The sequence below is a fragment of the Paenarthrobacter sp. CC6 genome (assembly GCF_040560085.1).
Taxonomy (GTDB): Bacteria; Actinomycetota; Actinomycetes; order Actinomycetales; family Micrococcaceae; genus Arthrobacter; species Arthrobacter nicotinovorans.
Window position 1 is genome coordinate 43,694 of record NZ_JARDAN010000007.1, and the last position, 24,861, is coordinate 68,554.

Consider the following 24,861-nt stretch of genomic DNA (forward strand, 5'->3'; position numbering starts at 1 on the left):
GGCATTCCGACAACGAATTTCCGGTATGAAGCACAACGACGTGGGGGAACCAATGGAACAGTCAGCAGCAGTCGACGAGGTGGTGGCCGTGAAGGGCATCATCCAGGACCAGAACCCCGTGGATTTCTACGCGTTGGGTGTCGCAGGGTGCATCGACCGCCTTGCCGCGCCGCTTCGCCGCGCCGGTGTCACGGTCCACTGGCATACTCCCCACCACGGCATCGAGATCTCATCCTCCGCCGCAGGGCTCCTGTACCACGTGGCGCAGGAAGCGTTCAGCAACACGTTGAACTACGCGAACGCCAGTGAACTCACCATCCGCCTCAACGCTGTCTACCATGGCATCCAGCTCACCATCACGGACGACGGCGACGGCTTCGAGATCCACGCTGCGCCCAGCGGCCGCAGGCATGGTTTTGGATTGCTGTTGATGTCGATCGCCGTTCACGACGCCGGCGGGACAGTCGACATCGACTCCGCGGTTGGGCGGGGCACCAGTGTCCGGGTGACACTGCCGCTGGATTGAGTCCGATTTGGGACCTTTATTGGGTACCTGAGCCATGGAACAACTGACGTTCCGGACGTATTCTGTAGCTACTTTTCAGCCTGGCATCCCTACGGATTGGCACGAAAATGGCGCGGAACAACAGAGGACCACTGGGTCTGGGCAAGGTCCTGTTAAGGATCTTCGGGTTCTTCTTCGTGAGCCTGCTCTGCGGGGTGTTGATCTCCGGCTTCGTGGTCCCGGTGGTTGCCCTCACCAGCACAACCGTGGGTGGGTCCATAGGTTTCTACGAGAGTCTTCCCAGCCAGCTCGACGTGGAGTCACCTTCCCTTTCCAGCAAGGTGGTCACCGCTGACGGCCAACTCATCGCCACGTTTTTCGCCGAGAACAGGGTCAAGGTTCCTCTCGAGGACATGTCGCCGTTCATCCGCGAAGCAATCGTGGCGATCGAAGACAGCCGTTTCTACGAGCATCCGGGTGTGGATGCGCACGGAATCATGCGGGCGCTGACCTCCAACCTGACCAAAGGAACCAAGCAGGGGGCCTCCACGCTGACGCAGCAGTACGTCACCAACGTACTTAACGAGTCCCGGCTTTCACAGGGCCGCCCCGAGGACGTAGTACTCAGCGGCGAGAAAACAGTGGGAGACAAGCTGCGCGAGATCAAGCTCGCCCTGGAACTGGAGAAACGCTTCAGCAAGGACCAGATCCTTGAGGGATACCTGAACATCGTGTTCTTCAACAGGAATGCCTACGGCATCGAGGCTGCGTCCCGCTACTTCTTCAGCACCTCCGCCGCGGAGCTGACACTGCCCCAGGCGGCGCTGTTGGCAGGCCTGGTGAATGGTCCCAGCATCTACGACCCCACGGTCGACCCGGCGGCAGCACTGGCCAGGCGCAACCTGGTGCTGGACCGGATGCTCGAACAGGGGAAGATCACCCCCGTGGACCATGGCGTGGCTGTGGCAACACCGGTGGAATTGAACATCACTCCATCCCTTCAAGGATGTGCCGGTGCTGCCATTGCCACGTATTTCTGCGATTACATCTCGCACCTCATCCTTAACAACGAGGCCTACGGTGACACGGTGCAGGATCGTGAACGGCTCCTGTATCGCGGCGGCCTCACCATCACCACCACACTGGACAGCAGGCTCCAGGCCATCGCCCAGCAACAGGTGGACGCATCCGCCGGTGATAACCCGGACAAATGGGGTGCTGCCATGACCACCGTGCAGCCCGGTACCGGTAAGGTCCTGGCGATGGCCCAGAACACGGTGTTCGTTCCACAAGAGGGGGAGTTCGACACCCAGCTGAACTTCAACGTGGATGCAAAAGACGAGAACGGCTACGACCTGAACGGCGCCGGAGGTTTCCAGCCCGGTTCCACCATGAAGCCCTTCATCTATGCGGAGTGGCTCAACGAAGGCAAGAACCCTACCGCCGTGGTGGACGCATCACGGCGGGTATACCCCGTGGGCTTCCCTTGGCGTTCCAGTTGCGGCAAGGTGCTGGGCGGCTACAGTACGGCACAGAAGGCACAAAACCTTGGCGCGGATGACGACCTGCAGAACAACGACCCTGGCTACTACCGCCCCATGCCCATCAACTACGGCCTCTACAACTCCATCAATACGGCCACTTTCGCCACGGCGGCACAGCTGGACTTCTGCGGAATCCAGCGGATGGTGGACACTGTTGGCCTGCACAGCGGGCTGGACAATGCCCCAATCAACATGCACCAGATCGGCAATCTACTGGGCTCCATCGGCGTCGCGCCTCTTGTGTTGGCGAGCGCCTACGCCACCTTCGCCAATGACGGCACCTACTGCAAGCCCATCGCCATCACGGAGATCAGCGACGCCCAGGGCAGGGAATACGAAGCACAGACGCCGGAATGCCGTGAAGCCGTCAAGCCGGCTGTGGCACGGGGCGTAAATGCCGTACTCCAGGATGTGCTCAAGATGGGATCCGGCGTCTACATCGAACCCAAGGTCCAAAGCAGGGTCCCGGTAGCCGCCAAGACCGGAACGTCCAACAACAACGGCGCCACCTGGGTGGCCGGTTACACGACGGCGCTCGCCACGGCGTCGTTCTTTGGGGACACGACGGCGGGACAACAGCGGGCGGGCCAGAACGTCACCATCAACGGCAAGTTCTACAAATCCTTGGACGGCTACATGATCGCCGGTCCGCAATGGGCGAACTACATGATGGAAGCCACGGCGCTCTACCCGAGCGGACCCTTTGTAGCTCCTGCTCCCTCACCCGCCCAACAGCCCAGCACCAGTCCGGCAGCGCCGCAACGGTAGCCGTGCCACAGGTGACGTTGACGTCCCCGGGGGGGCTTCCGACGTCGGACGTCGCGTTGCGGGGCCCGCTCTGCGTGGCATTCCCCGCGCTCAGCACGCAAAGCGGGCCTCACAACGGGAGGGGCTAGCGGGCGTAGCGCTCCGTGAAATTCCTGAGCACGCGCATGGGCTCTGTCACGGACGATTTCCGGGCTGTCTCGATGAGTTCATCGGCTTCGTGGGGCGGGAAATATCCGGCGTTCTTGTAGATGTTGATCCGCGTGATGAGTCCGTCGGCGTCCAGCTCGGGGTGGAACTGGGTTGCGTAGAGGTTGTTCTTGATGCGGAACATGTGCACGGGGCAAGCCTCCGAGCTGGCCAGCAATACTGCGTTCGGGGGCAGCTGGCTGCACGCTTCCTTGTGGCCGACGAAGGCCTCGAACCGGTGCGGGAGACCCTGCAGCAGCGGATCCCGGTCCCCTTCCGTCGTCAGGGTGATCTCCGTAGCTCCCACCGGCTCTCCGAAGCGCCGGTCAATGACTGCGCCCTGGTGCACTCCCAGCGTGCCGACACCGTAGCAGGCACCCAGGAAGGGGAAGTCGTCCGCCACGATCCTGTCCAGGAGGGATGAGAGTTCCGTCTCAACCCGGACCTGGTCTGCGCTCTTCTCCTCCACAGGATCGCTTGAGGTGTAGGGACTTCCACCCACGATCACCCCGGAGTAGTCCGACAGTTCAAGGGGCGGCAAAGGCCCGGATTCCAGCCGGATCCGGATCAATTCGTCCGGTTTCAGTCCGCAGTAGCGTAGGTAAGCCTGGTACTCGTCATCTGCTGCGGCGTCTTCGGCGCGGGTAGCCAGCAATAGGAAGGGCTTCACAGGCCAAGTCTGCGTGAGGAATGGCCGGGAGACAAAGTGTGTTGCTGCAAGGGGGTGTCTGACAGGGACTCCCTCACACCGCCGTGGCTGCATACCGTTGTACGGACCCCCATGAAACAGCACCCCGAGCTTGACCCATCCCTGAGGAGCAATCTTTGACGCAGGACCCTTCGGTCGTCGAAACACCATCGCCCACGGCGTCACCCGCTGAAAGGCAGCAGCCCAGGAAGATCCCCTGGGGCGGACTGCTTGTGCTGGCAGCGGCCGGGTTTACTGCGGTAACCACCGAGCTTCTTCCTTCCGGCTTGCTTCCGCAAATCAGCCGCGACCTCGGTGTCGACGAGTCGGCAGTTGGTTCGCTGACCGCCGTGTATGCGGCGATCATCGTCTTCACGGCGCTCCCCCTATCCCGGTTCCTGGCCGGCAGGGTTCCCCGCAAGACGCTGCTGATCGCCACCGTGCTGGCTTTTGCGCTCAGCAATGTCCTGCTGGCGTTGAGCCCCGAGCTGGGGTGGGCGATCGGGGCCAGGCTACTCGGCGGCATCGCGCACGGGATGCTGTGGTCCAGCATGGCACCCTACGTGGCACGAATCGTTCCGGCACACTCCGTGGGTAAATCCATGGCCGTGGTGTTCAGCGGCAACAGCATCGCACTTGCAGTGGGGGCTCCCATCGGCACACTCATGGGTTCACTGATGACCTGGCGCGCTTCCTTCCTGGTTCTCGCGGGCGTGGGCGTGCTGTTGGCCGTGTTGGCTTTCTGGCTCCTTCCCGGCGCTCACGACAACGCCAGCCAGAAGGCTCCGTCCATGCGTGCTGCCATGAAACTGCCTGGCGTCATCGCCGTGGCCATCGCCTGGCCCCTCCTGCTCCTGGCCCACTTCACCCTGTTCACCTACGTGGCGCCCTTCCTGCTGGCATCCGGGCTGCCGGAATCGGCCACCAGCATCTCCCTGTCCGTGGTGGGAATCGCCAGCCTGGTGGGGATTTGGATTGCCGGCATGACCGCCGACTCCCGTCCACGTGCCTCGGTGATTGCCGCCGTCGGACTCCTGACTCTTGCGTTCGCCCTGCTGCCGGCACTGGGCGGCACCTGGGTGGGGGCGTTCGGGCTGATGACGCTGTGGGGTATCGCGTTCGGCGCCGTGGGTATCTACAACCAGGCAGCGATTCTCCGGGCCGGCGGCGAGCACAAGGACGCTGCCAACGGCCTCACCGTGGTGACCATCCAACTGGGGATCGCCGTCGGGGCTGTCTATGGCGCGTTCGCCCTCACCACGGTGGGCGCCCAGCTGGTGCCCCTGGCCGCGGCGGTTCCGACAGCGATAGCGCTGGTCATCATCATCGCCAGCAGGCGCGGCGGCTACCCGGCCGGACCCCGGGAGAAGCGCCGTTAACATCCCCGAAACATGCCAGTGACCTGATCTTCACGAACGGGAGATTTCTGTAACTTACCTGCAACTTAGCTCTTCTGAGTCGGAAACATAGCTCACCGAATATTGATCGGGGGGCTTTACGGGAGCCGGATAAATCACGGCTCGTTTCGGACAGGCTTGAAAGAAGGGAACGCAGGTGGAGATCTCTGCGCAGAACGTCTGGATGATGTTGTCGGCGGCAATGGTGCTCTTCATGACCCCCGGCCTCGGCCTGTTCTACGGCGGCATGACCCGCGCCAAGGCAGCACTGAACATGATCATGATGAGCTTCATCTCCGCGGGGATCGTGGGTGTTGTCTGGGTCCTTTGGGGCTACTCGATGACTACCGGTGACGGCTTCCTGGGCCTGTTCGGCAACCCCTTTGCACACTTCGGCCTGCAGGATCTGGTGGGCACGCCCGACCTCATCAAGGCCACCTTCGCAGCGACCTTCGCCATCATCACCGTTGCCCTCATCAGCGGCGCCATAGCCGACCGGGCCAAGTTCGGCGCCTGGGCACTGTTCGTGCCGATCTGGATCACAGTTGTCTACTGCCCGCTGGCATACATGGTGTGGGGCGGCGGCCTGATGAGCGCCGGCGGGGCCGTGACTGAAGTCTTCGGCCAGGTCATCGACTTCGCCGGCGGCGCGGTAGTTGAGGTCAGCTCGGGAACTGCCGCTTTCGTCCTCGCATTGATCGTGGGAAAGCGCCATGGATTCGCCAAGGACCCCAACCACCGCCCGCACAACGTCCCCTTCATCATGATCGGCGCAGCAATCCTGTGGTTCGGCTGGTTCGGTTTCAACGGCGGCGCTGCCACCACTGCCGAGCAGGCCGGCCTGATCTGGGTCAACACCCTGGTAACTCCGGCAGCGGCCATGCTGAGCTGGCTTGTGGTCGAGAAGGTCCGCCACGGACACCCCACCTCCCTGGGTGCAGCGTCCGGCGTCGTGGCCGGCCTGGTTGCGATCACCCCTTCCTGCGCCGACATCAGTCCGCTGGCCGCCCTGGGTCTGGGTTTGGTGGCCGGTGCTGCCTGCGCGGTGTTCGTTGACCTGAAGTACAAGTTCGGTTTCGACGATTCCCTCGACGTTGTTGGCGTGCACTTCGGCGCCGGTGTCATCGGCACCCTGTCCCTGGGCTTCATCGCCTTCCCCCAGGACGGTGTGGCCGGCGGCCTCTTCTACGGTGGCGGCCCCCAGCAGCTCGTTGCGCAGCTCGTGGCTGTCGTGATCACCATCGCGCTCTCCGGTGTGGGCACCTTGGTCATTGGCCGGATCATCAACAAGACCATCGGCTTCCGGGTCCCGCACGAGCACGAAATCACCGGCGTCGACCTCACCCAGCATGCCGAGTCCGCTTACGAGTTCGGCCTCACTGCGCACGGCCACTTCCGCCAGCAGCAGGCGCACCTGTCCGCGCTGCTCAAGGGAAAGCCCGCCGCGGCCAGTCCGGAAGCCAAGGAAGACAGCTTCGCCTAACGGCACCACCGTCAAACAGCAGCCGACGGCGGGACCCTGGTTCCGCCGTCGGCTGCTGTTGTGTGAGCAGCGCCCAAGTGGGCAGCGTCCGGATTAGCCCGAGCCGTTCCAGAGGCGCTGCCAAAAGCTTCGTTTGCCCGGTGCCTGCGGTTCCGGCTCCGGCGGAGAGGCGGCAGCACGCCGCTGCCGCCACCGTTCGAGTTCGGCATCCACATCCCTGAGTTTCGTGATGACCGGCGGCCCGCCTTGGAGCTGCCTCCGGGCCTCGATCACGCGCTTATTGAAGTCCTCGAGGATGTCCCGGACTTGTTTCTCGCTGTATTGCTGATCCAGCTTCGCGTCCAGTTCGGCGTCTTCAATGCGCAGCAGGATGGCAGGAGGGCCGATCCCACTCAGCCGTTCGCGCTGGATGAGTCCCTTGACCCACCAGTCGGGATCGTAGTGCTCGCCGAGCCCGGGGATCGGTTTGCCCGCGTACTTGAGGTTGTCGAACTTCCCTTGGTTCATGGCGTCCCGGATCAGGTATTCGACGCGGGCCGCGTCATCCACCTTTCGGCGCTTCTCGCGTTCTTCCGCGTCCGCAGCCTCAAGCTCGGCGTCCTCCTGGGCGTTGCCGCCCCAGCCGCGTACGGCCCGCAGTTCGGCCCCGCGCTCCAGCTTCCGCCTGAAAGCGTTGTTCCCGGCACTCATCGTGTCCGCCACCTCCTCGAACGGCAGCCCTCGTCTGCCGGAATTCGTGGTTCTCCGTCCAGTATTCCCCACCTTGCAGTGCTTAATCCGTACCCGGCGCGCCGTCGTCGAAACCGACAGGCTGTACCTCCACCACCCACGCTGAACGTGAAACTGCCCCGACACGCCGCGGGTACGGAGTGTCGGGGCAGTATGGGATCGAAAGTAGGTGGTGGCGGTGCACCGCCAAGGCTTAGCGGACGGCCATGCTCGGATCCAACTGCTCGATACCCTCCGGGGTTACCAGGACCACCCTCGCCGTGCAGATGTCGTAGAACAGACCGGTCGCCTGCACTGTGCCGGAGGCCAACGCCGGACCGGTGACGGGATGCTCGGCCAGCTTGCCCAACTGCATTGCCACGTTCACCATGCTGAGTTGATCCAAGCGGCCGAAACCTTCTGCTTCAGCGGCGCGGGCCACGGGATGTCCCGCCAGGAGTGCCTGGTAGCTGGGGCGGGCATGTTCAAGCCAGGCATCGAACCCACGTCCCAGGCCCGCGGCTGATCCTTCCGCATCGGCGATCACGGCTTTCATGGCTCCGCAGTTGGAGTGGCCGCAGACAACGATCGAGTCCACGGACAAGGCCTTCACTGCAAAAGCCAGCGTGGAGTCAATCGACGCGTCATGATCGTCGCTGCACACCACGTTGCCGATGTTCCTCAGGGTGAGGAGATCACCGGGACCACTGCTGGTGATCAGGTTCGGATTCACCCGCGAATCAACGCAGGCCACGAACAGGGTGTCGGGGTTCTGGCCTTCGGTGAGGTCCTGGACCAGGGGCCGGACTTTGTCTGCGTGGCGGCGGTGGTATTTGTCGATGCCCAGGAGGATGGAGCGCAGCGGCGGGTGGGGGTCGCCGTCGTCGTTCCTTTGGCCGGCGGCATCGACCGGCTGCCATGACGTACGCGGCGGCAGCGGAAATTCGCGCGGTTCCTGGCGCTGCGGCGAGTTGTCCTCGGCATCGCTGAATGCGGTAGTGCCGTGCTCCTCCACCACCACGGCTGCTCCGCCGTTCCTCTGCTGTTTCTCCCACGCCACCAGTGCTTCGCGGAAGGCATGATCCAGGTAGTCGGCGTTGAGTTCCACTACGGCGTCCTGGCCTTCGGGCACGGAGTGCAGGACGCCGTTGAGCCGGGGCAGCGCGAAGAAGCTGCACGAGCCGGCGATCGTTACGCGCCAGGGCAGCCCGGTTCCTGCCGGGGCGTGCGCCTGGATCTGGGCACGAAGGACCCGCCACAGCACGCACAGGGCGGCGAGTGCCAGACCTATGATGACGCCCTCCAGGAGGTTCAGCGCGACGACGCACACCAGCGTGACGGCATAGACCAGGAGGTCGCCCGTGCGAAGGCTGGTGCGGATGTCGGCCACTTTGACGAGCTTCGCGCCGATCACCAACAGCAGACCGGCAAGGACAGAAAGCGGGATCAGCTGGATGAGGCCGGCGAACAAGGCCGAGAAGACCAGGACCCAAACGCCATGCAGGATGGCGGACGTCCGGCTTTTCGCGCCGGCTTCGACATTGGTGGCGCTGCGGACGATGACCCCGGTGACCGGCAATCCACCGAGCATGCCGGAGACCATGTTCGCCGAGCCTTGACCGACGAGTTCGCGGTTGAGGTTGGTCCGGATTCCGCCGTGCATCTTGTCCACAGCGACGGCGGACAGCAGCGATTCGATGCTGGCAATCAGGGCCACCGTGATGACGGCCATGGCGGCGGCGCGCCAGTTGCCGTCGGGCAGGCTGGGGAGTGCGACGGCGTCGAAAATCGAACCCGTGAAGCTGATCCGCTCCACGCCCGGCGCCACCGCTACGGACAGCGCGGTGACGGCAACGACGGCGGCCAGGGGTCCCGGCACTTTACGCACCGCAGCGGGGAGGAACTTCCACGTCAGCAGAATCGCGACGACGGCCAGTCCCAGCAGTGCCGAGTGCAACTCAACGTTGGTGACTGCGGCTGGCAGTGCGGTGAGGTTTTCGACGGCGGAGCCCGCAGCCTGCCCGCCGAGGAGGACATGGAGCTGCTGCAGGATGATCGTGATTCCGATGCCCGCGAGCATCGCCTTGACCACCACTGGCGACACTGCCAGTGCGGCCCGGCCTATGCGGCTGACGCCCATGAGCAGCTGTACGACGCCGGCTGCAGCGGTGATCGCGCACGTCACCTCCCAGCCGAATTCGGCGACCAGACCGGCGACGACGACGGTCAGTCCCGCGGCGGGGCCGCTCACCTGCAGCGGGGAGCCGCCAAGGCTGCCCGCGACGATCCCGCCAACGGCTGCGGCAATGAGCCCGGCCATGATCGGAGCACCGGAGGCTGCGGCGATTCCAAGGGAAAGCGGAAGGGCTACGAGGAAGACCACGAGTGAGGCAGGGAGATCTGCACCGAGGTTGCTGAGGAAACTTGGCTTCTTTGTTCCCGGTCCCGGCGGGCTGTGGGAGTCGGTGGGGACGGTGGCGGATTCGTTGGGCTGAGGCATTGGTTCTCCTGGCTCGGAATGTGCTGACCCTTCCAAGCTACGGAATCTGTCACTGTCAGTGACAAGTACATGTGACACGCATGACAAAAGTTGTGAAGATATGGCGTCATGCGGGGACTCGGGGGAACTTTTGCACGGTGTGGGCTCGTTGGAGGCAACTGGCCCTTGAGCGCCCGCGAGAAACAATGCGTCCCCGATCACATTTTCCTGATAGTTGGCTGTAAGCTTCGCTGGTTGAAGCGATAGTCGCGCACCGGATTTTTGGGGGGGTTGAGCATTGGCTGCTCAGGGTACATTGATGACTTTTGCTGGGGGCACCGGGAGGCGTCTTGCTGCCGGATTCCTAGCCTTGATCACGATGGCGACGGTCCTCGTGGGCGTCGCAGCCGAGCCAGCCCAGGCAGACATGCTCACGGATCAAAAATTCGCAGGCAGCCGCCCTGCGGACGAAGCATTGAACTCCACGACCAACAAAGTCTACGTCGCCAATTACTTTGGTAAATCAGTGATGATTATTGACGGATATACCATGACGTCCAAATCAATTGCCGTTGCTGCATATCCCAAAGAAATTGCTCTCAATGAAGTGACTAACCAGGTATACGTCGCTCATGACGGCAACAACCTGATTACGGTTATCGACGGCTCGTCCGAATCGACAACTACGATCCCCATCACCTCGCTCGCGTCGGCCATTGCTGTCAACAAGAAGACCAACACAATCTTCGTTAGCCACCGGACCGGCGGAATCTCTGTTATTGACGGAGCCACTCGGACGGGAAGCTATCTGCCCGCCCCCCTGATTCCAGAATCGATGGTTGTCGATGAGTCAACAAACAGGGTCTTTATAACGGACTGGTCCAGCAAACAGATTGGGGTCTTCGACGGCGCCGACCACGCCTTCAGCACTGTCGAAGTCGGTTGTGTGGCACAGTCTGCGGTAGTGAACGACATCACGCAGCAGGCCTTTTTCGCTTGCCCGTCCACAAAGGCAATTGCGGTCCTCAGTGGACGAGCAAACAGCGTGACGATCGTAGGAACCGAAACAGGCGCCCGCCCCAGCGTCATGGCGATTAATCGCAGAACCAACATGGTCTATGCATCAGATGAGGGTGAGCAGTACCTGACGGCAATCGACGGGACCACGCTGAAAGTAACTAACACGCCGACCACCCAAACCTTTTATCACAGCATTACAGTCAATGAAACCACTAACAAAGTCTATGCATCCGACTTTTACGGTTACCGGGTGACGGTTTATGATTCACAGGCGAAACTCCTGGGTGACGTCCAAGGTTTCAACAACCCGGCGGGCCTGGAGGTGAACCAAGCCACGAACAAGATCTACGTCCTCGACGCAGGTGCCGCCGAAATCCGGATTATTGACGGCAAAAACGTTGCACCGGTTTTCACGTCCCCGATCCCTCCCACCGCAGGCACTGTCGGAGTCCTCTACCAACACCTCTTCACGGCGAGCGGCTCGTTCGTGCCCCAGTTCAGGGTTGCCAGCGGAGCACTGCCGCCGGGGCTGACACTGCAATCAGCCGGAGGATTGTCGGGCGTTCCCAGCACCCCGGGAACGTACACCTTCCGCATCGCTGCCAGCAATGGTTATGGTCCGGATGGTGTCAGCCCACAAATAAGCATCACGATCAAAACCGCAAAGGTCGGGCACGACTTTAACGGCGACCTGAAGCCCGATGTTCTTTCCCGCGATGGAAATGGAAATCTGTGGCTCTACCCCGGCCAGGGGAACGGTGGCTGGTTTCCGCGGATTCAGGTTGGGCAAGGCTGGAACGTGATGACGTCCATCGTGGCCCCCGGGGACTTCAATGGAGACGGCAATGCCGACCTACTGGCACGTGATGGCAGCGGCGCACTCTGGCTCTATCCGGGCAACGGCCGAGGCGGCTGGTTCGCTCGAGTCCAAGTGGGGCAGGGTTGGAGTGACTTCAGCATGATTGTCGCCGCGGGGGACCTCGACATGAACGGCACCGCAGACGTCGTAGCCCGCAACCCAGAAGGGCGACTGTTGCATTATTTCGGCCTCGGGAGTGGAGGACTGATCATGTCATCATTTCTTGGAACAGGGTGGCACGTCCTGACATCGATGGTCAGCCCGGGAGACTTTGACAAAAACGGAATGGTGGACATGTTGGCCACCGATGCAGCGGGAACTCTACGCCTGTATTCCGGTTACAAAACGGGATATATGGGCCCCGACACGGTCGGCTACGGCTGGAACGCCATGACCGCGATCGTCGGCCCCGGCGACTTCAACGGCGACGGCAACGTGGATCTCCTGGCCCGCGACGCAGGCGGTGCCTTGTGGCTCTACCCCAGCAACGGCCAAGGAGGCTGGCTCCCCCGCGGCCTGGTCGGATCCGGCTGGAACGCCATGAACCTGATCATCTAGCACCCGAAAACAAAGCAATGCGAACGACGGCGGGAGCCTCTCCCGCCGTCGTTCCTTTTCCGCCCGCAGCTAAACTAAGGGTCCTTAGAATAGGCTGGGTCCATGAGCGCACCCGACCCCCAGCCCGTACGCATCAGCTCCGTACCAGTACAGCTCCAAGCCCTGGAGCCGGCCCTGGAAAAAATCAAGGCTGCCGTGGGCGACGTCCCGGCCCTGCTCGCCATTGCCCAGGAAATCGGCCAGACGGCCCCCATGCCCGGGGAGGGCAGCACAGCAAAGCTCTGGGAACTCCTGGCTTCAGTGACGGCCGTGGATGTCGCTGCCGGGCGAGTGCTGGAGCCCCACTTGGACGCCCTCGCGATCCTCGCCCAGGCCGGAAGCGAAACCACCACGGCAGGCGCCTGGGGAGTGTTCGCGGCGGAGGGACCCGGCATGAAGCTCGAAGCCAAACGCACCGCGAACGGCAGCTACGTCCTGCACGGATCCAAGCCGTGGTGCTCCCTGGCCCAACAGCTGGACGGCGCGGTGATCACCGCGCATCTTCCCGACGACGGCGGCAGGGCCGCCTTCGCGGTTAACCTGAAGGACCCCGGGGTGAGCGCGGAAACCCCGGTATGGACGACACGCGGACTGCAGGAAATCCCGAGCGGCACGGTCCACTTCGCCAACGTCCCGGCCACACCGGTCGGCGGGGAGGGCTGGTACTTCTCCCGGCCCGGATTCGCGTGGGGCGGAATGGGAGTCGCTGCATGCTGGCTGGGCGGGGCGGTGGCCGTGGCCCGGGACTACGCCACCGCGCTGAGCAAGGCTTCCGGCAATGGCCGTGAACCCGACCAGATCGCACTGGCCACCTTGGGTGAAATCGACCGCACCATCAGCACGGTTACCGGCTACCTCGCCCAGACCGCGGAACGCATCGACGCCGGCGAGCTGGAGGACGCGGATTCCGAAGGTCAAAGCCCCTGGAGCGATGCCTTGCGTGTCCGCGGAACGGTAGCCGCCGCCGTCGAGCGCATCCAAACCCTGGTGACGCAGAACCTCGGCCCCGCCCCGCTGGCATTCGACGAAGCATATGCAAAGCGCATGGCGGACCTGTCCCTGTACATCAGGCAGCACCACGCCATGCGGGACGATGCCCAGTTGGGCGCCCTGGCGTTGAAAGGGGATCGCAGTTGGTGACGTTCACGCATGCAGATACCGGCACGGCGGAGTCTGACTGGCTGGCCAGCGGCCTGGCCGCCTTGCCCGAACTCCCCCTGGACAAGGACGAACTCGCGGGCACGACCTTCGTGGTGCTCGCTGCGCACCCGGATGACGAATCCCTGGGCGCCGGCGGATTCCTCGCAAAACTTCACGCAGCAGGCGCAGACATCAAGGTCCTGCTCTGCACCGCCGGTGAAGCCTCCCACCCGGAATCGCCAACGACGACGCCGGAACAGCTTGCCGCTGTCAGGCTCACTGAGTTCGACGCGGCTGTGTCCGGGCTGGCTCCCGGCGCGAGCTGGCAGTTCCTGGAACTGCCCGACGGCAGACTGGCAGCCAACGCAGACCGGATCGCGGACGCTGCGCGGGAGGCCGTGGCATCATCAGGGCGTCCGCCGGAAAACGTGACGATCGTTGCCCCGTTCCGTTCCGACGGGCACACCGACCACGACGTCCTGGGCGCCACGGCCGCGCAGCTCGCCGAAAACGGTGGCCACGGTTTGTTGGAATACCCCATCTGGTACTGGCTGTGGGCAGGGCCGGACCACGAAACCTGGCGGACGTGGGTGCGGGTCCCGCTCGAAGCATCGGAGCAGGAAGCCAAAGCTGCCGCGATGCGGGCCCACGCCTCGCAAACGGAACCCCTCTCCGGGCAGCCGGGCGACGAGACACTGCTCTCCGGAACGTTCCTGGAACACTTCCAGAGGCCTTGGGAAACCTTCGCCTGGCACCCGTCAACGGCTGGAAACAACAGCGCCAAGGATGCCGAGCGGATCTTCGACGAAGTCCACTCCCGCGAAGAGGATCCCTGGAGCTACACCACCAGCTGGTACGAACGCCGCAAGCGGGCCCTGACCCTGGCTGCACTCCCCCGGGAATCCTACGAAGCAGGACTGGAACTGGGCTGTTCCATCGGCACGCTGAGCGAAGAGCTCGCCAAGCGCTGCGGAACGTTCCTCGGAGTGGATGCCAGCAGCACGGCGCTCGAGGAGGCCAGTAAGCGGCTTTCCGGGTTTCCGTCGGCGGAAGCCCGGCACCTCACCATGCCGCATGAATGGCCCGAAGGCACGTTCGATCTGGTGGTGTTGTCCGAGACCGGCTACTACCTTTCCCCGGAGGAGCTCACCGAACTCCTGGCCAGGATCCATGCCTCTACCCGCCCCGGCGGCACCCTGCTCCTGTGCCACTGGCGGCACCCGATTGCCGGCTGGCAACTTGATGCGGAAGCCGTCCATGCGATGGCCCGCACCCAGCTGGAGTGGCCTACGCATGGGCTTTACCGTGAGAAAGACTTCATGCTCGAGATCCTCATCGCCCCGGGCGGAGCGACATGACAGATCCGGCACCCCAGGGCATACGGGATGTGGCAGTGGTGGTGCCCGCCCACAACGAGGACCAGCACATCGGCAAAGCGCTGTCAGCGCTTCGGGCAGCCGCCGACGCGCTCAACAAGGCACGCCCGGACATCCGGCTCTGCATGACGGTGGTCCTGGACAGTTGCACCGACCGTTCAGCGGAGATCACGGCCGCGTACGTAGCCGGTGATGCCCGCTTTTCCCTGATTGAAGTGGCGTTGCGGAGCACGGGCGCCAGTCGCGGTTTTGGCTTCCGCAGCGCGCTGGCCGCGTGCCACCCCATCAACGCCGGGGACCTCTGGCTCGCCAACACCGATGCCGATTCCGCGGTGCCGGAGAACTGGCTTGTACGTCAGGTGGAGCTCGCTGACAACGGGGCGGATGCCATCCTGGGTTCCGTGGAGCCCGACCCCGACGATGTTGACCCCGCAGTGCTGCGGCGCTGGCTGGAACTCCACCCGTTCCGCGAGAACCACCAGCATATTTATGGCGCGAACTTTGGTGTCCGCGGCTCTGCATATCTTGCCGTGGGCGGCTTTCCGATGCTTCGGGCGCACGAGGACAGGGTCCTGGTGGAACGCCTCCGCAGCCGGGGATTCCAGGTGGTCGCTACGGACGGCATCCGCGTCCTGACTTCCGGGCGGACCCACGCCCGCGCACCGGAGGGATTCGCTGCCTACCTCCGGGCCCTGGGAGCGGAACTTCCGGCGGTAACGGGCTAAGCCGTCAGTCGATCAGCGCTACGCCGAACTCAGCGACGACGGCCCGCAATTCCTTGAGGTAGCGCTGCGCTTGGTCAGTGAGCGGAATCGCTGCGTGGCCGATCCAGCCGATCTCGATGCGTTCGTCAACGTCGAGCGGAATGGCGACGATCTCCGGGTCGAGGCGGCCGCTGATGATACCCGTCGAGATTGTGTAGCCGTGGAGACCGATCATGAGGTTGAAGATCGTGGCACGGTCAGAGACCCGGATCTCCTGCTTGCTGGACAAGGTGGAGAGAATCTCCTCGGCGAAGTAGAAGGAGTTATTCGCACCTTGGTCGAAGGTAAGCCGCGGCATGCCGGCGAGATCGTCGAGGGTCGCGCGCTCTTTTGAGGCGAGCGGGTTGTGCCGTGAAATGAAAATGTGCGGATCGGCAAGGAAAAGCGGAGTGAACGCGAGCCCGGAATCCCGGATCAGCTTGTCGATGATCTTCCGGTTGAAATCGTTCCGGTAAAGGATGCCTATCTCGCTGCGGAGCGTCCGGACATCCTCGATGATGTCCCAGGTGCGGGACTCGCGCAGCGAGAATTCGTATTCGGCCACGTCAGTGGCCTTGACCATCCGGACGAAGGCGTCAACCGCGAACGAGTAGTGCTGCGTTGACACCCCGAGCAAACGTCGCGTCGGTGGGCTGCCGAGGTAGCGCTGCTCAAGGAGAGCAAACTGCTCGACGACCTGCCTCGCATAGCCGAGGAACTCCACCCCGTCGGCGGTGAGGGTGACCCCGCGGGCGGAACGGAGCAGGAGCGCACGGCCCACCCGGGCCTCAAGATCCTTCATCGCGGCAGACATTGTCGGCTGCGCAACGTAGAGAAGGTCTGCAGCCGCGGAGATCGACCCCTCAGCTGCAACCTCTATGAAGTAACGGAGCTGCTGCAGGGTCAGACCACTCGAAATCTGGGGCATAGGGAAATTCTATATGAATGCATAGAAATGCCTAGTTACCCGATATCCCCAGGAAGGTTGCACCATGGATACATCCCCTTCTGAAAGGCCGTCTCCGGCCCATCACCACGGATTGGCAACGCATGGCAGACGACTTCAGCTTCAGCATCACCACCACCCGCTTCGACGAGGACTACTCGCCGTCGGAAGGCTCCCGGATCACGACGAATTTCGCCAACCTGGCACGGGGCGAGCACCGCCAGGAGAACCTCCGCAACGCCTTGACGATGATGCGGCGACGCTTCAACGATCTCGCAGCCTGGGACAACCCGCACCGGGACCGCTACACGCTCGAACTTGAGATCGTTTCCGTACAGATACAGCTCCCCACGGAAGCCACGGACCAGCAGTTCCCCCTGTTCGAGGTTCTCGACATCCAGATCGTCGACCAGCTGAACGGGGTCCGTCACCAAGGGATCGTGGGAAACAACTTCTCCTCCTACGTCCGCGACTTCGACTTCAGCGTCGTACTGCCGGCAGCAGCAGGCGACTCAGGCAAGCCCACCGTTCCCGAGGACTTCGGCGATCTTCACGGCAAACTGTTCCAGCACTTCCTCGATTCCCCGGAATGCCAGGAACGCTTCCCGCAGCCGCCGGTGGTCTGCATCAGCGTCTCCACGAGCAAGACATACCGGCGCACCGGAAACCATCACCCTGTCCTGGGCGTCGAGTACCAGCAGGACGACTTCTCGCTGACCGACCTGTACTTCGGAAAGATGGGGCTGCAGGTCCGCTACTTCATGCCGCCCGGCAGCGTCGCGCCGCTCGCCTTCTATTTCCGCGGCGACCTGCTCAACGACTACTCCAACCTGCAGCTCATCGGCACGATCAGCACCATGGAGACGTTCCAGAAGATCTACCGCCCGGAGGTCTACAACGCGAACTCCGCCGCCGCCGCCATCTACCAGCCGAGCCTGGGAGAACAGGATTACTCGCGGACCCGGATCGCTTACGACCGCGTCGAGCGCAGTCAGCTCGCGGTCAAGCAGGCGAAATACACGGAGGAGCACTTCATCACTCCCCACAAGGACCTGTTGGACCGGTGGACCGCCAAATACCCCGCTCTCGTCAACTGACCCCCGGAGAAACGTCAATCATGAACACACTTTTGCCCACCACCGTTGTCGGAAGCCTGCCGAAACCATCGTGGCTCGCACAGCCGGAGACTCTCTGGTCGCCGTGGAAACTGGAGGGAGATGCGCTGCTCGAAGGCAAGCAGGATGCCCTGCGCATCGCCATCCAGGAACAGACCCGGCGCGGCATCGACATCGTCAGCGACGGCGAGCAAACCCGCCAGCACTTCGTCACTACCTTCATCGAGCATCTCAGCGGGGTCGACTTCGAACAGCGCAAGACCGTGCGCATCCGCGACCGCTACGACGCGAGCGTGCCGACCGTCGTCGGACCGGTGCGCCGTGAACGGCCGGTATTCGTCGAAGACGCAAAGTTCCTCCGCGCAACCACCGACCGGCCGATCAAATGGACTCTTCCCGGTCCAATGACGATGGTGGACACGCTCTACGATGACCACTACAAGAGCCGCGAGAAGCTGGCCTGGGAGTTCGCCGCGATCCTGAACGAGGAGGCGAAAGAACTGGAGGCGGCCGGAGTGGACATCATCCAGTTCGACGAGCCCGCGTTCAATGTCTTCCTCGATGAGGTCAAGGACTGGGGCGTGGCTGCCCTGGAGAGAGCGGCAGAGGGACTGCGCGCGGAGACCGCCGTGCATATCTGCTACGGCTACGGGATCAAGGCGAATACTGACTGGAAGGCGACGCTCGGCTCACAGTGGCGGCAGTACGAGGAATCGTTCCCGCTGCTGCAGAGTTCCAGCATCGACATCATCTCGCTGGAGTGCCAGAACTCCCACGTGCCCATGGACCTCATCGAGCTCCTCCGCGGCAAGAAAGTCATGCTCGGGGCAATCGACGTCGCAAATGAGACCATCGAGACCCCGGAGGAGGTCGCCGACACCCTCCGCAAGGCCCTGCAGTTCGTCGATGCGGACAAGCTCATCCCCAGCTCCAACTGCGGCATGGCGCCGTTCCCCCGGGACGTCGCACTGGCCAAGCTGAGCGCTCTCAGCGCAGGGACGAACATCATCCGCGAGGAACTCGCCCGCTCCGCCGCCCAGGTGTCATAACCATGTTTCACGCCTACCCGCCGGACACGTGGGTCGGGGCTCCGCAGCAAAGCTTCCCGTCCTCCCTCTCGGCCGACGAATTCAAAGCACTGTTCCGTGGCCACCCGGGAGGTGTCGCCGTCATCACGGCGGATGCCGGCGAAGGACCCGTGGCGCTGACGGTGTCGTCGGTCGTGTCAGTGAGTGCGGAACCTCCGTTGCTGATTTTCTCGGTCTCGGCATTGTCCTCTGCCTCTGAGGTCCTTTCACGCGCCGAAACCGTCGTCGTGCACCTGCTGGACGCGCACGACATCGACTTGGCGAAGTTTGGAGCCACCCCCGGCGCCGACCGCTTTGACCAGACGCACCGCTGGTCGACCCTGGCAACCGGAGAAGCGGTGTATGACGATGTCCGCGCCTGGGTGCGTTGCGCCGTCATCAATCGCATGGAGGTGGGGACCTCCAGCATCATCGCCGTTCACGCCCTGGAGTCCCGCGTGATGCGTGACGTCCAAGCGGGCGAATCCGGCGACGCCCTGGTCTACCACAACCGTTCATGGCACCGCCTGGGCGAGCATTCCAAGCATGAAGGCTGAGCGCCGCGCCAACAATGCAATGCAGCAGGCCGAACGGCGGACGACGGCGGGAGCATAACTCCCGCCGTCGTCCTCGTTAAAGTCGACGGCGGTGCGGTCGCCGTCGTCGAACTGCGCGCGAAGCGGTCCCCTGGGGCTAAGCCGCCAGCGCCCCTTCGACGGCGGCAATTGCGGCCCGCGTAATGCTTTCCCGGTCACCGGTTCCCTCCACGGTCAACAGAATCCCGCGCTTGGTGTACGCCGTCAAAACCGGCTGGGTCTCTTCGCGGTACAGCTCCAACCGACGTTGGATCACGTCTTCGGTATCATCGCTCCGACCCTGCTCTTGGGCCCGGCGGAGCATCCGGGCCAGCAGCTCGCCGTCCGGGGCCGTGAGCGCCAGGACAACTTCCAAGGGCTGGCCACGTGCTGCAAGCATCTCGTCCAGGGCCCCGATCTGAATGACAGTCCGGGGGTAGCCATCCAGCAGGAAGCCGTCGGCAGCATCGGGTTCCTCCATGCGCTGCTTGAGCATGTCCGTGGTGACGTGGTCCGGCACAAACTCGCCCTTGTCCATGAAAGCTCTGGCTTCCAGCCCGAGTTCGGTTTTGTCCCGGACGTGGGCGCGGAACAGATCCCCCGTGGAGATGGCGGGAATCCCGAAATGCCGCGCAAGGTGCTCAGCCTGCGTGCCTTTGCCGGAACCTGGAGGGCCCATGATGATCAGTCGCGCCATGACACTGGTCCGTTTCGAGAGGCGGCCGGGGTTACAAGACTACTCTCTCGCTAGGAGCTGGAGCGCGGGTGCATGATCCGCATCTGGTCCCAGGTACGCTCCGATGCAGCGATGTTCTGGTTGGACCGCTCACGGTCCAGGGAAGCGAGTTCGACGGCGATCGCCTGGACCGCGGATACGGCACCTGTCAGGGATGGGAAGAATCCCGCGCCTTCCGTAGGCACCACGATCCGATGGTCAGCATGCACTGCCACCGGCGATCCTGCGCTGTCCGTGATGGAGGCGATGGGGGTGCCCAGGTTGTGCGCGATCTCGACAGCCCGCATGGTGCTGTCATAGACCCTCCAAAGGCTGATCGCGATGACGAGGTCTTCTGCACCAAGCCGTGCAATGGCGTTGGTCAGGGCAGCGACGTCGGCATCGAGGAGCCGGACGTTGTAGCCGGCGATGATCGCGTTGTGTTCCAGCGCCTTGCCCGGGATGGCGTAACTGCCTGCTGCAACGATGAAAGTCTGCCGTGCACCGGCAATCGCCTGCGCAATGTCATGAAGGGTGTTGGCATCCAGGGTTCGCTCAAAATGGGCCAGGTTGGCGCGATCCGTGGACACTGCAGCCTGTGCCGGGCTGTTGATGTGGCCGTTGTGTTCGGCGGCAACTTCCACTGCGCTAAGGGACGCCAGAAAGCGTGAACGCAGCTCAAATTGGAAGTCTGCCCACCCCTTGAATCCCAGTGTTTGCGCGGTTCTTGTCACCGTGGAGGCATTCGAGGCGGCAGCCCCGGCGATGTCGCTGACAGAACCGTAGGACGCAAGCCGTGGCTGGGATCGGAGGATGCCAATGACTTGCAATTGGCGTGCCGCGAGCTTCCGCCCTTGGACACGGCTGTCCAGCCACTCGGTCAACGTTGACGAGTCGAAATCTTCTTCCACCTATTGACCTACCTCACACTTTGGCCGTAACTTCGATACATCGCTTCTGCACAGATCCGTGCATATTCCTAAAAATGTACAACTTGGCCCACTTTGGCAGGAATCACCATGTCTCTCACAGCACGCTTGGATCGTCTGGCTCTCAGTCGACCACACTACAAGCTTCTCCTTATCGGAGGCCTCGGCTACTCGTTCGACGGCATGGACGGTGCAGTAGTCGCCTTCCTGCTCCCGCGCATCCAGGAACTATGGGGCCTCAGCACCGCCAGCCTCGGATTGGTTGGCTCCGCGGCCCCGTTCGGCTTCTTCTTCGGCGCAATCCTGGCCGGTTGGATGGGTGACCGCTTCGGCCGCAAGAAGGTCATGTTGTGGGCTCTTGCCTTCTACTGCCTCATGTCGATCGTCGCGGCCATGGCCCCCAACTTCGAAATCTTCCTGATTGCACGGATCTTTGCAGGATTGGGGGCCGGTGCTGAAAGCGTGATCATCGCCCCCTTCCTCTCCGAGTTCATCCCTCCCAAGCGCCGCGGCTGGTTCATTGGAACCCTGGCCGGCTTCTTCTCCTTCGGCTTCGTGGCTGCCGCACTGATCGGCCGGTTCGTGGTTCCCATGGGCGAGGATGGCTGGCGCTGGGCGCAGGTCATCACTGCCGTTCCCATCCTCCTCCTGCTCTGGTGGCGTCGCAGCCTGCCCGAATCCCCGCGCTTCCTCATCAGCCGCGGGCGCATCGCAGAGGCAGCCGCAGTAGTGGATCGCTTTGAACAGAGCGTAGTGAAAGCCACCGGGAAGCCCTTGGCGCCCTTGCCATCCGCGGAAGAAGAGATCACCAAGCACGAGCAAAAGATCAGCGTCTGGAATGCCCTGAAATTCATGTGGTCCAAGGCAATGCGCCGCCGGACCGCGGTGATCTGGTTGATCTGGTTCGTCATCACGTTCTCCTACTACGGCTTCTTCTCCTGGATTCCCACGTTGCTGGTCGGCCGTGGCATCACGGTCACCAAGAGCTTCGAATTCTCCATCCTCATTTACCTGGCACAGATCCCCGGCTACTTCTCGGCGGCCTGGTTGTGTGACCGGATCGACCGCAAAAACACCATCGCCCTCTACCTGGCGGGATCGGCCATCAGCGCCTTCTGGCTGAGCCAGTCCAACGATTCCGGCATGATCCTGGTGGCCGCAGCAACGTTGTCCTTCTTCCTGAACGGCACCTACGCAGGTGTTTACGCCTACACGCCGGAGCTCTTCCCCACCTGGATGCGCGCCACCGGCGTTGGCCTTGCCAGTGCTGTGGGCCGCGTCGGCAGCATCCTGGCCCCGTCCATCATCGGAATCTTCGCGGCTTCCCTCGGTTTCGGCGGAGTGTTCACCATGACCACCGTGGTGCTGACAATCGGCGTCCTGGGCGTCGTGATCTTCGGCGCCTCCACTGCGGGCAAGTCGCTGGAAGACATCAACGCCCGCGCCGAACATGACCCGGCAGCGGCAGGAACAGCGAGCAAATGAGCGGAAACACCATGAAGACTGACACCACGTTCCAAGAGGCCTTCACCTCCCTGCAGAAGGATCCGGGAGTCATCCTGTTCACTGCATTGCAGTGGATCCCGCAACGTTCCGGCCTGAAGCGGCTGTTCACCAGCCATCCCGCGGAATACCCGGTGGGCGGAGAGAAGACCGTCGAGATCTCCCCCGGCTGGCTGGGAACCGTCATCGAAGAAAAGAAGCCGTTCCTTGCCCCTGACCTGGCAGCACTCCGCGAAGTCTTTTCAGACTCCGGACTTATCCAGCAGCTCGGCTGCGGAGCCGTGATCAACGTGCCGGTCCTCGATCCTGGCAACAACGTGGTGGGCGTCCTGGCGCTCCTTGATGCGGAAGGCAAGTACACGCAGCAAAGTGTGGACGCCGCCGTCGAAGTCATCAACGCGAACCTGCCCGCGCTGGTCCAAGCCTTTGAAGCCCATCCCACTGAAGTACCTGAAGACCCCGAAGTCCCCGGGAAGGACACCGTTTAGCATGAGCACCACCCTTGAAACCACGGCCCTCGTCATCCGCAACGCCAGCGTCCTGGACGTGGACGCCGGCACCTACTCGACTGCCGACGTCGTGAGCGTTGATGGAAAGATCAGCAGCGTAGGACCGAACGCCGAGGCGCCTTCGAACGCCCGGGTCATCGACGGCACAGGGAAGTTCGTCATCCCGGGCCTCATCGACGCCCACGTCCACGTCGTGGCGTCAAGCGCCGACTTCCGTTCCCTGACCTACACGCCGGCGTCGTACGTCTATGCGCAGACGGCCCGGATCATGGGAGAGATGCTGCGCCGCGGCTTTACTACTGTCCGTGACCTCTCGGGCGCCGACTTCGGGCTGGCCATGGCGCAGGAGGAGGGGCTGCTGGAAGGCCCGAAAATCCACTTCTGCGGCCACGCGCTGAGCCAGACCGGCGGTCACGGCGATATGCGGCTCCCCGGCGAAGATCATGATCCCAATGGCCGCGGCTGCTGTGGCATCGGCCGGGTGGCTGATGGCGTGGACGCTGTCAGGGCCGCTGCCCGCGACGAAATCCGCAAGGGCGCCCACCACATCAAGATCATGGCGTCCGGCGGCGTCTCCTCCCCCACTGACCGCATCGACTCGACGCAGTATTCCATGGAGGAAATGCGGGCAGCAGTGGAAGAGGCCGAGGCTGCCAACCGCTACGTCGCAGCCCACGCCTACACTGCCCGGGCCATCAACCGCGCGCTGGAAGCCGGCGTGCGTTCGATCGAACACGGCAACCTCCTGGACGACGAAAGCCTGCGGCTCTTTCTCGAGAAGGATGCCTTCCTGGTTCCCACGCTGGTGACCTACTGGGCGTTGAAGGAAGAAGGCAAGGAATTCGGCCTCACCGAGGAGATGTGGGCCAAGGTGGACTCTGTGCTCACCAGCGGACTCGAAGCCATCTCGCGGGCCCACCAGGCAGGCGTCAAGATGGCCTTCGGATCCGATCTTCTGGGCGGCATGCACCGCCACCAGAACGAACAGTTCAGGCTGTTGGGCAAGGTCCAGCCCGCCATCGACGCCATCCGCTCAGCCACCACGACGGCGGCGCTGCTGCTTGAGCGCGCAGGTGAACTTGGCGTGGTGGCGCCGGGCGCCGACGCGGACATGCTGGTCCTGGACGCGGATCCGGTGGCCGATATCTCCGTGCTTGCCGATATTTCGGAGCACCTCGAATACCTGGTCCAGAACGGCCGGGTGATCTCCTAGCGCCTGCTCCCGAGGGCTATCAGGCCTGTTCTTCCCCTCCGAAAAGCCCGATAATGTAAGCATGCTGATCAATACCGAATCGAGCAGGAGGAGGACAAAGTGACCACGAAAGTGAACAAGACAATCATGGTCAACGTTCCGATCAGTACGGCCTACAGGCAATGGACACAGTTCGAGGAATTCCCGCACTTCATGGGCGGAGTGGAGCGAGTGACGCGGCTCGGCGACGACCGCCTTGAATGGGTCGCCGAGATCGCAGGCGTCCACCGCACGTGGGAAGCCAGGATCGTCCAGCAGGACGTGGACCGTGCCGTGGCGTGGGCCGCCGTCGAGGGTGTCAAGAACGCAGGGTGGGTGGAGTTCAAGGAAGCCGGCCCCAGCCAGACTTCCCTGCACTTGTCGTTGGAATACGAACCCCACGGCGTCCTGGAATTCCTGGGGGACAAGTTGCACATTGTTGAGAGGCAGGCTGAGTCAGACTTGAAGAAGTTCAAGGAGTACATCGAAAAGCAGGCACCGGAGACCGGCACCGCGGGAACCGACACCACAAACACCACAGGAACCGACACCACAAATACCACACCGGTTATCGACCCCATCAACCACCCGTTCGACCAGACCAACGGGTTGGCGGACGTCGATGGAGACTCGGATGGCACCGCCGAAAGCGATACCCGAAGCAAGGCCGAACGCAGGGACGGGGACGACCCCGGAGCCATCCCCCCACTGGGTGGCACCCTCGGCCAGCACTGACCGGAGAAAGCAAGCGGGGTTACTTACGGCCCATAGGGGGTAT

21 protein-coding genes are annotated in these 24,861 nt (G+C 63.1%); 15 read left to right on the forward strand and 6 right to left on the reverse strand.

What is annotated here, in order from left to right; genetic code table 11:
* Positions 1 to 25: 25 nt before the first annotated feature.
* Complete coding sequence (locus PV760_RS07025) at positions 26 to 526, forward strand: sensor histidine kinase (RefSeq protein WP_110505613.1); 501 nt, start codon at positions 26 to 28, stop codon at positions 524 to 526.
* 107 nt (positions 527 to 633) lie between these two features.
* Positions 634 to 2,817, forward strand: coding sequence for a transglycosylase domain-containing protein (locus tag PV760_RS07030; RefSeq protein ID WP_354627422.1), 2,184 nt, complete (start codon positions 634 to 636; stop codon positions 2,815 to 2,817).
* 124 nt (positions 2,818 to 2,941) lie between these two features.
* Here PV760_RS07030 and PV760_RS07035 read toward each other — a convergent pair whose 3' ends face one another.
* Positions 2,942 to 3,673, reverse strand: coding sequence for a glutamine amidotransferase (locus PV760_RS07035; RefSeq protein ID WP_026267307.1), 732 nt, complete (start codon positions 3,671 to 3,673; stop codon positions 2,942 to 2,944).
* A 155-nt stretch (positions 3,674 to 3,828) separates the two neighbouring features.
* On the opposite strand from PV760_RS07035, the gene PV760_RS07040 reads away from it, so the two are divergent.
* A complete protein-coding gene (locus PV760_RS07040) occupies positions 3,829 to 5,070 on the forward strand; it encodes an MFS transporter (RefSeq protein WP_354627423.1) in 1,242 nt (413 codons plus the stop codon).
* Between the two features lie 175 nt (positions 5,071 to 5,245).
* Positions 5,246 to 6,571, forward strand: a complete 1,326-nt coding sequence (locus tag PV760_RS07045) for an ammonium transporter (RefSeq protein WP_354627424.1) — start codon at positions 5,246 to 5,248, stop codon at positions 6,569 to 6,571.
* A gap of 93 nt (positions 6,572 to 6,664) precedes the next feature.
* Here PV760_RS07045 and PV760_RS07050 read toward each other — a convergent pair whose 3' ends face one another.
* Complete coding sequence (locus PV760_RS07050; protein ID WP_189076643.1) at positions 6,665 to 7,261, reverse strand: DnaJ family domain-containing protein; 597 nt, start codon at positions 7,259 to 7,261, stop codon at positions 6,665 to 6,667.
* A gap of 232 nt (positions 7,262 to 7,493) precedes the next feature.
* Positions 7,494 to 9,779: a SulP family inorganic anion transporter gene (locus PV760_RS07055; protein ID WP_354627425.1), complete on the reverse strand. Its 2,286-nt coding sequence runs from the start codon at positions 9,777 to 9,779 to the stop codon at positions 7,494 to 7,496.
* 298 nt (positions 9,780 to 10,077) lie between these two features.
* Between PV760_RS07055 and PV760_RS07060 the strand changes: the two genes are divergently transcribed.
* The 4 genes from PV760_RS07060 to PV760_RS07075 all read left to right on the forward strand — a co-directional run bounded on the left by PV760_RS07060 (position 10,078) and on the right by PV760_RS07075 (position 15,475).
* Complete coding sequence (locus PV760_RS07060) at positions 10,078 to 12,195, forward strand: FG-GAP-like repeat-containing protein (RefSeq protein ID WP_354627426.1); 2,118 nt, start codon at positions 10,078 to 10,080, stop codon at positions 12,193 to 12,195.
* A 102-nt stretch (positions 12,196 to 12,297) separates the two neighbouring features.
* Positions 12,298 to 13,374 (forward strand): acyl-CoA dehydrogenase family protein, encoded by a 1,077-nt coding sequence (locus tag PV760_RS07065; protein ID WP_354627427.1) that lies wholly within the window; start codon positions 12,298 to 12,300, stop codon positions 13,372 to 13,374.
* Positions 13,368 to 14,732, forward strand: coding sequence for a PIG-L family deacetylase (locus PV760_RS07070; RefSeq protein ID WP_354627428.1), 1,365 nt, complete (start codon positions 13,368 to 13,370; stop codon positions 14,730 to 14,732). Before PV760_RS07065 ends, PV760_RS07070 begins: the two co-directional genes overlap by 7 nt.
* Positions 14,729 to 15,475, forward strand: a complete 747-nt coding sequence (locus PV760_RS07075) for a glycosyltransferase family 2 protein (protein ID WP_354627429.1) — start codon at positions 14,729 to 14,731, stop codon at positions 15,473 to 15,475. The genes PV760_RS07070 and PV760_RS07075 overlap by 4 nt, the downstream gene beginning before the upstream one ends.
* 4 nt (positions 15,476 to 15,479) lie before the next feature.
* On the opposite strand, the gene PV760_RS07080 is transcribed toward PV760_RS07075, so the two are convergent.
* The gene (locus tag PV760_RS07080; RefSeq protein ID WP_018778818.1) at positions 15,480 to 16,421 is read right to left on the reverse strand and encodes a LysR family transcriptional regulator; all 942 of its coding nucleotides are present in this window, start codon (positions 16,419 to 16,421) and stop codon (positions 15,480 to 15,482) included.
* A 122-nt stretch (positions 16,422 to 16,543) separates the two neighbouring features.
* Here PV760_RS07080 and PV760_RS07085 point away from each other — a divergent pair, with 122 nt between their 5' ends.
* The 3 genes from PV760_RS07085 to PV760_RS07095 are packed head-to-tail and all read left to right on the forward strand — an operon-like array spanning position 16,544 to position 19,178.
* Positions 16,544 to 17,536: a DUF1852 domain-containing protein gene (locus PV760_RS07085; RefSeq protein ID WP_039242901.1), complete on the forward strand. Its 993-nt coding sequence runs from the start codon at positions 16,544 to 16,546 to the stop codon at positions 17,534 to 17,536.
* Between the two features lie 20 nt (positions 17,537 to 17,556).
* On the forward strand, positions 17,557 to 18,603 hold the full coding sequence (locus PV760_RS07090; protein WP_039242902.1) for a methionine synthase: 1,047 nt from the start codon (positions 17,557 to 17,559) through the stop codon (positions 18,601 to 18,603).
* Between the two features lie 2 nt (positions 18,604 to 18,605).
* The gene (locus PV760_RS07095) at positions 18,606 to 19,178 is read left to right on the forward strand and encodes a flavin reductase family protein (protein ID WP_354627430.1); all 573 of its coding nucleotides are present in this window, start codon (positions 18,606 to 18,608) and stop codon (positions 19,176 to 19,178) included.
* 136 nt (positions 19,179 to 19,314) lie between these two features.
* Here the strand turns inward: PV760_RS07095 and PV760_RS07100 are convergent, their stop codons facing one another.
* Both PV760_RS07100 and PV760_RS07105 read right to left on the reverse strand, forming a co-directional pair.
* Positions 19,315 to 19,893 (reverse strand): adenylate kinase, encoded by a 579-nt coding sequence (locus PV760_RS07100; protein WP_354627432.1) that lies wholly within the window; start codon positions 19,891 to 19,893, stop codon positions 19,315 to 19,317.
* Between the two features lie 50 nt (positions 19,894 to 19,943).
* The gene (locus PV760_RS07105) at positions 19,944 to 20,822 is read right to left on the reverse strand and encodes a MurR/RpiR family transcriptional regulator (protein WP_082924656.1); all 879 of its coding nucleotides are present in this window, start codon (positions 20,820 to 20,822) and stop codon (positions 19,944 to 19,946) included.
* A gap of 108 nt (positions 20,823 to 20,930) precedes the next feature.
* On the opposite strand from PV760_RS07105, the gene PV760_RS07110 reads away from it, so the two are divergent.
* From PV760_RS07110 to PV760_RS07125, 4 genes are all read left to right on the forward strand, one after another.
* Positions 20,931 to 22,325 carry an MFS transporter gene (locus PV760_RS07110; RefSeq protein ID WP_039242905.1) on the forward strand — a complete coding sequence of 465 codons (1,395 nt, stop codon included), beginning with the start codon at positions 20,931 to 20,933 and terminating at the stop codon, positions 22,323 to 22,325.
* The gene (locus PV760_RS07115) at positions 22,322 to 22,831 is read left to right on the forward strand and encodes a GAF domain-containing protein (RefSeq protein WP_354627433.1); all 510 of its coding nucleotides are present in this window, start codon (positions 22,322 to 22,324) and stop codon (positions 22,829 to 22,831) included. Before PV760_RS07110 ends, PV760_RS07115 begins: the two co-directional genes overlap by 4 nt.
* Before the next feature lies 1 nt (position 22,832).
* A complete protein-coding gene (locus PV760_RS07120) occupies positions 22,833 to 24,065 on the forward strand; it encodes a metal-dependent hydrolase family protein (protein WP_039242906.1) in 1,233 nt (410 codons plus the stop codon).
* Between the two features lie 99 nt (positions 24,066 to 24,164).
* Complete coding sequence (locus PV760_RS07125) at positions 24,165 to 24,818, forward strand: SRPBCC family protein (protein WP_281444597.1); 654 nt, start codon at positions 24,165 to 24,167, stop codon at positions 24,816 to 24,818.
* The last annotated feature ends 43 nt before the right edge of the window (positions 24,819 to 24,861 follow it).